We start from the raw sequence: 13,867 nt of genomic DNA, 5'->3' as shown, positions 1-13,867 counted from the left end.
ACGATGTTAGTGAGTAGACGAAAAGGACATGCAGCAAATCATCTCGTCAGAATCAATGGAAAACGGATTGATCTCAAAGTATTAGAGCAAGTCATGATGCTTCATTTTCCACTAAAGGAATGTGCAATCATCCCGAAGAAAAATCAAGAAGGCAGTCTATCGCTTGTGCTATTTGCACAGGCGAAGGATCCTTCGCTGACAAGAGAGGACTTAATGAAAGGCGCGCTTCAACCTCATGAAGTGCCAGCTGCTCTTGTCTTGTTACCTTCCTTGCCAAAGACAGAAAGTGGAGCGGTCGATACAGAGGCATTGCTTTCAATTGAAATCATAGATCAAGAGGAATTAAGAAAGATAGAAGAGCGTACCAAAGCGATAAATGGAGTAGAGGAAGCGATTGCTATCATTGATAGTCAGATAGAAAAACGATCGCCCTATCACTTAGATGACCTGTTCCCTGATCGGCAGAGAACTCAAGGAAACGGACCAATCGTAAAGAATGAAGCGGTCGAAACAAAACATTCATCTGCACATGAAAAGCCGCCGGCACTTGTGTATGGAGGGGATGTCATCAAAAAACCAGGCACACCTGTCACACTGACAGAGGTGCTGATTCGCTCAGCTTTTATGTCGCCTAACCGCGGTGTGACTTATATAAAAGAAGATGGGCGCACGTTGACCCAAACCTACCCTGAACTCCTAACAAGCGCTGAACGGATTCTGTCTGGTTTAAGGGAAGCAGGACTGACAAACGGCGATCAAGTGTTACTTCAATTGAAAGATCATCAAGATTTTATCACGGTGTTTTGGGGCTGTATTCTCGGTGGAATCATTCCGACCCCAGTCTCTGTGCCGCCCGTTTATGATGAAATGAATCAAGGTGTGAACAAGCTGAAGGGCGTGTTTCAGCTTCAACATGAACCTTTCATTATTACAAACGAAGCAAGAGTGGAGGACATTGCTGGGCTTAGAGAGACATTTGAAGCAGAAGTGATCCCTATTTTAACGATTGAATCATTGCTGGCTTGTGAACCAGATGAACAGCATTATGAGCCAGAACCGGATGAGCCTGTGCTTCAGCTGCTTTCCTCAGGAAGCACGGGTGTGCCAAAGTGTATCCGTCATCATCATCAAAGTATCTTATCTAGAATCATCTCCTTTGAGCAGACAAATGGTTTTACGCATGAGGATGTGTCGCTGAACTGGATGCCGCTTGATCATGTTGGCGGGATCGTCATGTTTCATGTACATGACGTCTACCTTGGCTGCCAGCAGATTAGTCCATCCATCGATCAATTTATCGAGCGGCCGATGGTGTGGCTGGATTGGGTAGAAACATACGGGGTCACAAGGACATGGGCGCCAAACTTTGCCTTTGCCATGATGAATGAATACGAGGAGAACATTCGCAAGGGGAGCTGGGATCTGTCCACTCTGACTTATATCATGAATGCGGCCGAAGCGGTTGTTCCAAAAGTCACGCAGCGCTTCATGCACATCATGGCTCAGCACAGATTAAGCCGCCATGCGATGGTACCAGCGTACGGCATGTCGGAAACATCCTCAGCCATTGTTCAGTCAAAGGAATTCATGAGGAATGGTGAACAGGATGGTCAGTTGACGATTGATCAGACATCGTTAACAAGTGAAATCCAATGTGTGACGCACGATCATCCGCATAAGATCACGTTTACAGAAGTCGGCACACCCATTCCGTCTGTATGGATTCGGATTGTAGATGAGCATCATCAGGTGCTGCCGGAAGATCAGGTCGGGCGCTTGCAGGTGAAGAGTCCGACAATTATGATGGGCTACTATCAAAATGAGGAAGCCAATCAAGAAGTTTTTGCAGGAAACGGCTGGTTTCACACAGGCGATTTAGGGTTTATTCACGAAGGGCGTCTTGTTCTGACAGGTCGAGAAAAGGACATCATTGTGATCAACGGAGCCAACTATTTGAATTACGAAATTGAAGCGGTTGTGGAAGAAGTGGACGGGGTTGAAGTCACCTTTGCTGCTGCGTACGGCATTTACAATCCTGAATCAAGCAACGACACGCTTGCCGTCTTTTTTGTCTCACAGAAGGACTCGATAGAAGAACAAATGACGATCATTCAACAGATTAGAGAGGCCATCATTCGAAAAATCGGGGTAGAGCCTGATCACATCATTCCAGTGAAAAAAGACCAATTTCCAAAAACGGAGAGTGGGAAAATCCAACGTGCCCAGTTAGGCGCAGCACTAAAAGATGGCGTATTCCGGGACATTGAACGGACACTGGATCTTGCTTCTGAAAATGAACAAACTCTCCCAGATTGGTTTTATAAGCGTATTTGGGCTAAAGAGCTAATCAGTCCAACTCAGCCTTCTACCGACCATGTGCTTGTTTTTGAGGATGAAAAAGGGCTTTATCAATCGCTTTACGCACAACTTCAGCAAAAGAATCAGCCATATATTTCTGTAAGAAAAGGGCATGAATTTTTGCGTCTTTCTAAAGGGATGTACCAGATGAACCCAAGAATCAAGGGGGATTACGTCAGGCTCGTTGCAGCACTTGAAGCAGATGAATTAAAGCCCGGATGTATGCTCCATCTGTGGAATGTGTCAGACAAAGAAGACACCCTTGATCCTGCACAGTTCAAAGAGCGGCATGCGGGTACCTGTCAATCTATTTTGTACTTGTATCAAGCGTTGAGACAAGAAAACAAAGAGCCGATCCGTCTTGTCGTTGTGACAAAAGGTGGTCAATTTGTGCAACCTCAAGACGATTTGCATGTCGAGAAAACGTCGCTTGTTGGTTTATTAAAAACCATTCCGCAAGAATGGGAGGGGGCAGAGGTGTCTCATCTTGATATCGAAGCCGAGAATGTGGAGCAGGACGCCAAACATATTACGGAAGAATTGTCTGCGATTCATCTAAAAGCAGAGGTGTCTTACCGAAAAGGGCATAGGTTCGTACCAAAGCTGGAAAAAGTCGATATGCTGGAAGCACCTCAAACAGAAGGATTTTTAGAATATGAAGGTCTTTATTTATTAACTGGAGGACTTGGCGGTATTGGATTTGAACTTTCAAAGCGTATGCTCCAATTTGGCTTAAAGCTCGTCTTGATTGGACGGACAACACTGGAAGGCAGCGTGGAAAAGGAAGAGGCATTCTCGCAGCTAAAAGGTCTTGGTGACGTCATTTATGTCCAAGCGGATGTGACGAACTTAGCTGACGTTGAGCAGGCGATGTATGAAGCGGAGAAGCATTTTGGACAATCGATCCGAGGTGTGCTGCATTTAGCCGGTACTGGCAATGTGTCTGAGCATTTTCAGCACGCGGACACGTATACATTGGCACATACGTCAGAAGAGGACTTCACAACAGAAATGTCAGGAAAAGCAGCCGGTGCTTGGGTTCTGCAAGAAGCCTTTAAGTATGATCCGACAGTACCGCTTGTCTTTTTTGGATCGGTAAATGGCTTTTTTGGCGGCACAACATTCGGGGCATACTCTGCGGCCAATAGCTTTTTAGATGGTCTCGCGCACGCTCTCACCTTTCAAGAAGGAAGACGAGCGATCTCTTTAAACTTTAGTATGTGGGATAATCTCGGTTTGTCTAAGGGACATACCGGAGCAGCTCTTACCGTTCGCAAGGGATTTCAATTGATTGGAAAGCAGCAAGGTCTCCATTCATTATGTCTAGGTGCTCGGCTGAATGAAGCGCATCTATTTATCGGCCTAGACGGAGCAAATCCAGAAATCGCCGAGTACCTTCAGCCAGCTTCAATACCCGTCTTTGAGAAAAAGCTTTTTTACACTGTTCAGACTGACAAAGAAGTGCGTGTTGAAGAGATCACGAGCGTCACTGAAGGGAACTGGGACATTCAGCAAGTACAAGAAATACCGAAAAAACTAGATGGCTCTATTGATCATGAAGCGCTCAAACGGAATCATCATAAAAGCGTCAAAAGCCTTGAAAAGCACTTGCCAGAAACGAAGACAGAGCAGATGATTGCTGCCATATGGGAGGATATTTTAGACGTAGATCGTGTGTATAAAGAGGATCAATTCTTCGACCTTGGCGGACATTCATTAAAGGCGACTCAAACCATTTCTCGGATCAATCATGAATGTTCAATCAAGGCACCTTTAAAAATATTATTTGAAAGCAGACACCTTGCACATTTGGCGCAAATGGTTGATGACATCAAAGGGGGAGCAGCTGTTCAGGAAGCTGAGATTCCTAAGCTTGAAAAGAAAGCAAGCTATGAACTGTCACATGCCCAGAAGCGTATTTGGTTCTTATCCACATTAGAAAAGAGCCATCATTACAATATATTAGGTGCTTGGAAGCTGACAGGACCATTACACATTCAAGCGTTAACAAAAGCGATCGGTCTTTTAACGAAGCGCCATGAAGCACTTCGGGCAACATTCAAATCAATTGGCGGCAAGCCGGTTCAACAGATTCGTGAAGACCTTCCGCCATCTGTGACCGTTGCAAACTTCTCATTATTTAATGAAAAAACAAGAACGAGAAGACTCAAGCAGCTTATTCAGCAAGAGGCAAACCGCAGTTATGATTTAGAAAGAGGGCCTCTTGCGCAGTGGACGATTGTGGATATGGGCAAGGAGGAATATTATCTCCTTTGCGCGCAGCACCACATCATTTCAGATGCATGGTCGCTCAGCCTGCTCATTCGGGAGCTAGAAGTGGTGTATGACGCGCTGCTTGCAGATCAAACACCGCAGCTTCCGGTGCTGGAAATCGAGTGGACAGATTATGTTCATTGGGAAAATGAACAATTAAAGCATCATCAAGCAGACCAAGCCTATTGGCTCGATACCTTAAAGGGTGAGCTTCCAGTGTTAGAGCTGCCGTTTGACCGTCCTCGTCCGCCGGTTCAAACATTTAACGGCGCTACAGAGCAAGTCGAACTGGATGAACCGCTTATCCGCCGCTTGCAGGCTTTATCCAAGCAGCAGGGCACTACGCTGTTCATGACGATGCTGTCCGCCTACTACGTCTTGCTTCACAAGCTGTCCGGACAAACAGATCTCATCATTGGTTCACCTATTGCAGGGCGGGATGCCAAGCAATCTGAGCGGCTCGTTGGCATGTTTGTGAATACACTTGCGCTGAGACTGGACGTCTCAACAGCAGAGACGTTTGCTGATGTCATGGAAAACGTGAAAGAGCTGACATTAAAAGCCTTTGAGCATCAGCATTATCCATTTGATAAGCTTGTCGACGATCTTTCGTTGGATAGAGATTTAAGCCGGTCACCTATTTTTCAGGCGGCCATGGGTTATGTCACAGATTCGCTCGATATTAATCTCAAAGGCCTGACAAGTGAACAGGTGATGGTTCATCATACAGTATCTAAATTTGATCTCACCCTGCATGTATTTGAACAGGAGGATCAGCTGTCCATTCATGTGGAATACAATACGGACTTATTTGATCAAGAGACAATCCATCGTTATATGAACTATTATCTCCATTTGTTAGATAGCATAACGGCTCAGCCTGAACGTACATTTTTTGATTATTGCTTAATGGACAAAGCGGAACAGTCTGCCATGATCCTAGGGAAAAATCAAACGGATACGCCTTATCCAAAGTGTACGATTCAAGAGCTGTTTGAAGAACAGGTGCAGCGTGATCCGTATCGCATTGCGTTGTCCTATATGGATGAGCACATGACGTATCAAGACTTAGATGAGAAGGCGACACAGCTTGCTGCTTACTTGCAGTCGAAAGGAATTGGACCAGGTTCGCTTGTACCAATGCTTTTTGATCGCTCCTTTGACATGATTGTTGCGGTACTAGGTATCGTCAAGTCTGGCGCAGCGTATGTTCCAATGTCACCTGAATATCCAGATGCACGCATCCGCCTCATCATTCGTGATACACAAAGTGATGTGATCATCACCCAGTCTCATTTTGCAGATCGTCTCGTCGACTTTACTGGTACAAAGATTGACATGGACAAGCCATTACCAGAAACAGATGCAGTGTATCAAAAAGAACCATCCATTATAGGGGAAGATCAGATAGCCTATGTTAACTACACATCAGGCTCAACAGGTACACCAAAAGGCGTGATGCTCCCTCATGCAGGAGTTATCCGCTTGGTTAGAGAAACAAATTATATTGAACTAGGTCCAGATGACAAGATGCTTCAGCTGTCAAACTATGCGTTTGATGCCTTTACATTTGAATTATGGGGAATGCTGCTGAATGGAGGTCAACTCATATTGCTTCCAAAATATGCAGCACTGAATATGGAAGAATTGGCGCGTCTCATCAAGACGCATCAAGTGACAGCCAACTGTCTGCCAACCGCACTATTCAATCGGCTGGTGGAGCACGATCCAAAAAGTGTGGCAGGCTACCGCACATTACTTGTTGGCGGGGAAGCTATGTCTAGTGAGCATGCGCGAAAGGCACTGCCGCATATGGAAGGTGTGCTCATCAATGCCTACGGTCCAACAGAAAACACAACCTTAGCCACAACACATCAAGTCACACATGTGCCAGCAGGCGCAAGATCAGTTCCAATTGGTGTCCCGGTGTCTAATTCAACCGTCGTCATACTAGACGATGCGCTCAACCCAGTGCCAGCAGGCGTCAAAGGAGAAATGTATATCGGCGGAACCGGACTCGCTAAAGGCTACCTTCATGATCCAGAACGGACAAAGGAGCGGTTTATTGACAATCCTTTTCCTGAACTAAAGGGAGACAAGCTGTATCGTTCAGGAGACCTTGGCACATGGCGGTCAGATGGCACGATTGAATATCTCGGCCGAAAAGATCACCTGGTGAAAATTAGAGGCTACCGAATTGAATGTGGAGAAATTGAGACTGCCTTGCTCAAGCATCCGCAAGTCAAAGAATGTACAGTCATTGCCAAAACGTATGGCAGCTCAAAACGGCTGGCGGCTTACCTTGTGACAGATGGAGAACATCCTGTTCCGGGCTGGAAAACATTTTTGCAGGAAAGCCTGCCAGGCTATATGATTCCAAGTTACTTTGTCGTACTGGATGAAATGCCAGTGACAACGAACGGGAAGGTGGATCAAAAAGTACTGCCAGAGCCAACAGAAACAATCTCTCTTTCACATGATGACATCAAACCAGTCACTGAAACGGAAGAACGGATTGTCGCAGCTTTCAAGGAAGTGCTTGGTGTCAAACAAGTAGGTATGCATGACTCCTTCTTTGATTTAGGCGGCGATTCCATCATGAGTATTCAGGCTGTGGCCAAATTAAAAGAAAAAGGTGTTCGTGTTGATCCGAAATGGATTTTCATGCACCCAGCGCCTGCACAGTTAGCCGCCCACTTGAACGCGGTGCCAGAAGCTGGGGAGCACGTCGAAAGGTCTCCGAAGGATTATTTAATCGAACTGAAAAAAGGCGACCCAGCTGAACCGAGAATATTCTTTGCACCGCCTGCCGGTGGAACGGTGATGGGCTATATTGATGTTGCCAAACTCATGACACATCAAGGTGCTGTTTACGCCTTACAGTCTCCTGGCTTATATGAGGATGAAGAACCACAATTCCTCCATTACACAGAGCTTGTAACCATATTTATTGAAGCCATTGAGACCTTCTATCGATCAGGCGTTGACTATCTAGCAGGGCATTCGATGGGTGGACACCTTGCCTACGGAATGAATCAGCGGCTCTCTCATGCAGGAAAAGCGCCGAAAGGATTGATCATTTTAGATACGGTGCCAGTGTTAAGAGATGAGGCAGATCAGGCACTTCATGCCGATATGAACGAAGAAGAAGTGAAAATGCTTGCGCTTGTCCTTGGAATGGGAAATCTTGTCGGCATCCAGCCAGAAGCTTTACAAGGATTGAGTTTTCAGGAAGTGAAGCAGAAAATACTCAAAGAGGCGGAAAAGGATGAAGTCGTTCATCAATTTATGAATGATCAGTATTTAGATAAATATTTGCAAATGCAAACGCATAATACGATCATGTCACAAGCCATTGAATTAGAAAAAGAACCATTTCCTGTGCCATTCTATATTGTCCAAAGCAGTGATCACGCAGCTGATTTTCAGAAGAAATTCGCAGACTGGGAGGCTTATACGAAAGAGTCGTGTTCGTATTATCACATCAAAGGAGACCATGTCACCATGATGAAAAGGCCTCAGGCAGATGAACTGGCACGGATTTTACAAACTATCGTAAAGGGGTAAGGACGTATGAATCAATTATTTAAAACGTTTGAAAAAAAATCAGATCTCATTCAGCTTATTTGCTTTCCTTTTGCCGGCGGATATTCCGCCTCGTACCGTCCGCTCTTTGAACAGCTGCAAGACATTTCTGAGGTAACAGCAGCAGAGCCCCCAGGGCATGGCACCAATCTCATGCCGCTCGAATCAAGCATTGACCGGCTGGTTGATCTATATAAAGAAGGACTTACACACCAATTGAACCGCCCATTTATCCTATTCGGACATTCAATGGGAGGACTTGTGGTGTACAGGCTGACCCAGCTGCTAGAAAAGGAAGGGATCTATCCTGAAGCAGTGGTGATCTCAGCCATTCAGCCCCCGCAAACGAAACGACAGATGCTGACCCATTTATCCAATGAAGCATTTGTTCAGCATATTGCCGAAATGGGCGGGATTCCAAAGGAATTATTAGAGAACAAACCAATGATGGATTACTTTACGCCGTCCTTGCGTGCAGACTACCGGGCGCTGGAAACCTTCCAGCACACCGATCAATCGATCATCGACACACCCGTTTATTTATTCAATGGAAAGCAAGATGAGAAATGCATGCAGGATGCAACCGGCTGGCTAAAATGGGCAAAAAACATCGAACGCACCAATTTCGATGGAGGCCACATGTATATCAACACACATCTTGAGCAATTTGCAGAGCAGATGAGACATGTCATTGAACTCGCTGCTAATCAACAATTGATCAGACATTAAAAGAAAGCGGTCCTCATTTAAAGGACCGCTTTTTATTATGAATGCTGCCTCTTCACTACATTCCCGCCAATCACTCCGCCAATGACGAGCACACCTCCGATGAGATGATACCAATCCATCGATTCATGTAAAATGAGAACCCCGGCGGCGACCGTGATAAACGCAGATAAATTGTTAAAGATGCTGACCTTTGCCGCTTCAAGCTGAGACAGTGCATAGTTTGACAAATATGCCGTAAGAAGCGATGAAATGATGCCTAAAAAGAGCATCGACCATACGAAGGATGCTTGTGTAAATGGACTAAAAAACTCCGGTAATGAGCCATTTATTGAATGCCGGATAAGCGCGGCGGCATTGAAAAAGACAAAGCCAAAGAAGGTCGTCACAAAGGTGAGTTCAATTACATGGAAACGTTTTGAGATCACTCTGGCAAACACACTGTATGCACTGGATGACAAGGCTGAAAGTAAAATCAGCACATAGCCGATCAAGTGAGAATGTTTTACATCAATTCCCTTCATGACAAAGAGAAGCATCACCCCACACACAGAGAGAAAGGTGAACAGTACTTGTATCCATGTCGCTCGTTCCTTTAAAAACCACGCAGCCAGTCCCATCGTTAAAATAGGAATCGTCGCTTGAATGATGCCAGCCTCTGATGAAGATGTAAACATCAATCCCCACGCTTGAAAAGCAAAGAACAAGACAGGATAAAGTAAGGAAAACGGTACGATATAAATAAGATCACGCCATTGAATAGAGACACGATTTTTCTTTCGCAAAAACGGATACAGCAATAGAGCGGCTGCAAAAGAAACGGTAAAACGGTGTGCCAATAAGTCAATGGGATTGGCTGATTCTAGTGCTATTTTGACAAATAAAAATGAAAAACCAATGATAGTGGCGTATGCGATCGAGGCAGCATACGCTTTTTGTTTTGAGATGTCCACAATGTGACTCCTTACCGAGCATGCATGCTTCAAATGAATTGACCGGTTCTGTTCTTCTATCGTAATCGGATCATCTAACGTGTACAATAAGAGAACATGATATCTGTACCGGTACAAGGGGGAATTGGTGTGAGGAAGTATGATCAGCTTGTCGTGAGCTTAAAAGAAAAAATGGAATCTGGTGAATACAGCGCTGGGATGAAAATTCCTTCCATTCGCCACTTAGCGGCTCAATATGCAGTGAGTAAAAGCACTGTCATCAAAGCACTGGACACATTGGAACGTGAACATCTGCTGTATTCTGTAGAAAGAAGCGGCTATTATGTCGTGAAAACAAAGCAGCCTGCAGACAAGCAGGATGGCACATGGATTGATTTTGCTTCATCTTCACCTGATCCCGTTGTGTTCCCGTATGTCGATTTCCAGCACTGCATCAACCAAGCGATCGATTTGTATCAAAATGACTTGTTTATTTACGGCACAGCCAACGGCTTGCCATCACTGCTGCCAGTCATTTCAAAGCGGTTAATGGATTATCAAGTGTTTGCTCATCCAAAGCAGATCGTCATGACCTCTGGTATTCAGCTCGCGTTATCCATTTTAAGCACGATCCCTTTTCCGAATGGCAAGCAGACCATACTAGTCGAACAGCCAGGTTATCACCTATATCTTCAATATTTACAGAAAAATCAACTGCCTGTGCGAGGAATTCAGCGGACGGATAAAGGGATCGATCTGATCGAACTAGAGCGTATTTTTCGAGAAGAGGAGATTCGTTTTTTCTATACGATGCCAAGATTTCAAAACCCGCTAGGAACGAGTTTCTCAAAACAAGAAAAAAGAACGATTGCAGCCCTTGCCGAGAAATATGATGTCTACATCGTTGAAGATGATTACTTGGCTGATTTAGAATTCGACACAAAAAGAGACCCGATCTACTCGTACGATCAGGCAGGAAAGGTCATTTATTTAAAAAGCTTTTCTAAAATCATCTTTCCGGGACTTCGAACAGGAGCGGTCGTCTTACCGGAAGAACTGATTAAACCCTTTAGCGAACACAAACGCCTGATTGATATTGACAGCTCCATGCTATCCCAGGCAGCCTTGGAAATATATTTGAAAAGCGGGATGTTTGAGCGGCATAGAGACAGGATGCAGGCGACCTACAGGCGCCGATCCAAGCAGCTGGTGGCAAGTTTAAAAAATGATCAAAACGCTTATCAGCTGGGAGAATGGGAGCCAGCTACCCATACACATCTACGTGTCGATCGGTCGATTCCAATGAACCAGCTCATTCTGCAGCTGAAAAAGGCATCTGTTTCTGTTCAGCCAATTGACCGTCATTACTTGTCGACCTATCAAAAAGACCCCATTCTTCAGCTGAACATCTGGCACGTGAAAGAAGAGCAAATCAAACGCGGAGCTGATCTATTAAAAACGGTATTTCAGCAAAGCGTTCGTTATTAAAGGCGGGACAGCACATCGCTGCAAGTGAGTGTCTCAACGCTTTCAGCCGCAGCAGATTTTCGTGTGCAAACCGCCATTTGGTAGTGAGGGTCAATTGAGTATGTTTGAACCAAGCAAGGTACTTCATGATCAGGTAATGTCAACGTAGCCTTTCCATCCTCTGACAGACGGGCTGTAAAGGACGAAAGACCATAGGATAATCCTTTTCCAGTCAGCTTAATAAAGGCTTCCTTCATAGACCATAAATGAAAGAAATACGCTTCTCGCCGTTCTGCCGGCTGCGAGAGTAAATCCTGATACTCATCGGGCGAAAAAAATCGCTCCGCAATCGCTAGATCAATGGGTTTGATCTCCTCAATATCAATGCCAACAGGTGCATCATCTATTGCGCAAACGACCCAATCGCCAGAGTGAGAAAGATTAAAATGAAAAGAAGGAATATGCCGAACGACAGGCTTTCCATTGCCCTCTGTTTCAAAAACGATTTGATCGATAGGCAGATCGTACAGATCATGAATCATTTGACGAACGAAAACCTCACCTAACAGGGTTCTTCTGGCATCTATTAAAAAACGAAAGCGATCAGCCGCAGCCCGCTTTTCAGATGACACAAAGAGCTTCAGACGATCTATTTGTTGTCGTGCATCAATTTCATCTAATTGTTGTAATTGGATAGCAGAAATCTTCATAACGAACCTCTAATTTTTTACATTGATTGTACCATTGAAGAGCGCCGTGCAAAAGGGTTCATTAACGTAAAAAGACAGCGATCCTCGCTGCTTTTACGTCTGTTTCACGATGTGGACCCCATTCGGATCAGTTGTATCAACTCCAACATCATCTGTCATGATCACGTTAAGCAAGGAAAGCCGCTCTCCTTTTTGCCAGAGAATGGGCTGCTTCATTGAAGATAGTAGCTGATCCACTTCAGATGTCTGTGATAAATCTGGCACAACAATTGTCATAGCATGCAGCGCATTGTTACCAGTTTCAATGACATCTGTACGCCGTTGTAATTCAAGCCTTAAACGAAGAGGTGTTGAAAGAAACGTTCTCCGTTCCCCTTCTTGGACCGGCCAGTTTAATTCTTTAGCTTGTGCAAGCAGCTGATCGTATTCTTCGTCTGAGACAAGAAAGCCGATGTGATCAAACAGGACTTTTTTGCTATAACCAAATGTGATATTGATCTGACCTTTTCTCATTTCGATGATTCGAAAGATGGGCTGCTCTTCTCTAAAATCTTCCCAAGTGAGTGGGGGATGAAAGGCGCCATCCTTTGTAAAACGCCCTTTTACTTCAAAGCCTAGCGAACGATATGTTTGTTCGGTCTCTTCGACAAAAGGTGTCCAGTAATGATAGTGGAAAAGCTGCATAGGTCCCATCTCCCGTGTGAGAATATTCTGTTTATTTATTTTAGCACAAGAAAAGCCATTCTGATGATAGAATGGCTTGTTCTCATCTAGTCAGGGTTTGAACAGGTTTCTCAGCTGTTTTAGTAATAAGCAGCTGCAGGAGCCGCGTCGATTGCGGCAAGGAGAAACGAAGGACAAGACCTGTGAAGATCGCAGTCAAAATCGTTCCAATGCCAATTGGTCCACCGAGCATCCATGCAAATAAAAGCACTGTTAACTCGATGCCATTTCGCACCCACTGAACGTTCAGTCCCGTTTTCGCTGAGATGAGCAGCATTAATGAATCTCTTGGCCCAGCGCCAAGATTGGCTGAAACATAAATGCCAACGCCGTATCCAGAAACAACAACACCCGTAATAAACACATATAAGGCCGGTAAATATCCATGTGGTGCAGGTAATATCGCATTAAAGAAATCAATAAACACGCCAATCAGCACCATATTAAGTAAAGCGCCAATCTTTGGAAATGATTTCGTAAAAACAGAAGTCAGTGTCACAATAAGTGCACCAATAATAATGGACCATTGTCCAATTGTGAGTCCAAAATGCTGAAACAGTCCGTAGTGGAAAGCGTCCCAAGGACCAATTCCAAGGATCTTCCCTTTCACTGTCAGCGATAGTCCAAAAGCTAGTACGATCAATCCAACAAAATAAAAAAACCAACGTAAAAGATGTTCCCGCTTCAAAAGCATTCCCTTCTTTCTTAAACACTCGATATCCATCGTAACATACTCCCCCGCCTCTTTAAATGGCTTTGCTCGGTTGTAATCGCTTACTTCAAAAAAGATTTTTATCGAATCGTAAGGGTTAAAACATCAAAATAAACAGCAAGACTTTCGAATTGTTTTTTTTAACAAAGCAAACCAATAATTCCCTTTTTTTAAGAGAACAAGAAAAAAATTCAATATTTATTGACAAAAAAATAATCTAAACCCAATTAAAGAATATTTATCTTTAAATAGAAGGGATTGTATATAAATTACGCCATTAGACCTGTTTGAACGGAAAGATAAATGAAAAAATTTAAGATGAAATTGGTCATTTTATTGGAAAAACTACAAGTAAATCAAGTGTTAAGAGAAGATTGTTA

Annotated in this window: 7 protein-coding genes; 3 read left to right on the top strand and 4 right to left on the bottom strand. The window is 44.3% G+C overall.

All coding sequences use genetic code 11. The features are described from left to right. Nucleotides 1-3: 3 nt before the first annotated feature. Both AKG37_RS16430 and AKG37_RS16425 read left to right on the top strand, forming a co-directional pair. Nucleotides 4-8,199 (top strand): non-ribosomal peptide synthetase, encoded by an 8,196-nt coding sequence (locus AKG37_RS16430; protein WP_060699792.1) that lies wholly within the window; start codon nt 4-6, stop codon nt 8,197-8,199. 6 nt (nt 8,200-8,205) lie between these two features. Continuing rightward, entirely contained in the window at nt 8,206-8,946 is a 741-nt protein-coding gene (locus AKG37_RS16425; protein ID WP_060699791.1) for a thioesterase II family protein, read from the top strand. A gap of 35 nt (nt 8,947-8,981) precedes the next feature. Here AKG37_RS16425 and AKG37_RS16420 read toward each other — a convergent pair whose 3' ends face one another. Next, on the bottom strand, nt 8,982-9,899 hold the full coding sequence (locus tag AKG37_RS16420) for a DMT family transporter (RefSeq protein ID WP_420805467.1): 918 nt from the start codon (nt 9,897-9,899) through the stop codon (nt 8,982-8,984). A gap of 126 nt (nt 9,900-10,025) precedes the next feature. Here AKG37_RS16420 and AKG37_RS16415 point away from each other — a divergent pair, with 126 nt between their 5' ends. After that, the gene (locus AKG37_RS16415) at nt 10,026-11,363 is read left to right on the top strand and encodes an aminotransferase-like domain-containing protein (protein ID WP_060699789.1); all 1,338 of its coding nucleotides are present in this window, start codon (nt 10,026-10,028) and stop codon (nt 11,361-11,363) included. Here the strand turns inward: AKG37_RS16415 and AKG37_RS16410 are convergent. The 3 genes from AKG37_RS16410 to AKG37_RS16400 all read right to left on the bottom strand — a co-directional run bounded on the left by AKG37_RS16410 (nt 11,360) and on the right by AKG37_RS16400 (nt 13,463). Beyond that, a complete protein-coding gene (locus AKG37_RS16410; protein WP_060699788.1) occupies nt 11,360-12,052 on the bottom strand; it encodes a 4'-phosphopantetheinyl transferase family protein in 693 nt (230 codons plus the stop codon). The two genes, AKG37_RS16415 and AKG37_RS16410, sit on opposite strands and share 4 nt — an antisense overlap. 93 nt (nt 12,053-12,145) lie before the next feature. Then, on the bottom strand, nt 12,146-12,736 hold the full coding sequence (locus AKG37_RS16405) for a hypothetical protein (protein ID WP_060699787.1): 591 nt from the start codon (nt 12,734-12,736) through the stop codon (nt 12,146-12,148). An 82-nt stretch (nt 12,737-12,818) separates the two neighbouring features. Beyond that, nucleotides 12,819-13,463: a YczE/YyaS/YitT family protein gene (locus tag AKG37_RS16400; protein ID WP_039182975.1), complete on the bottom strand. Its 645-nt coding sequence runs from the start codon at nt 13,461-13,463 to the stop codon at nt 12,819-12,821. Nucleotides 13,464-13,867 lie beyond the last annotated feature (404 nt).

Source organism: Bacillus australimaris (assembly GCF_001307105.1).
Taxonomy (GTDB): Bacteria; Bacillota; Bacilli; order Bacillales; family Bacillaceae; genus Bacillus; species Bacillus australimaris.
Note: the sequence above shows the minus strand (reverse complement) of the source record. Positions and strands in the feature narration are given on the sequence as shown.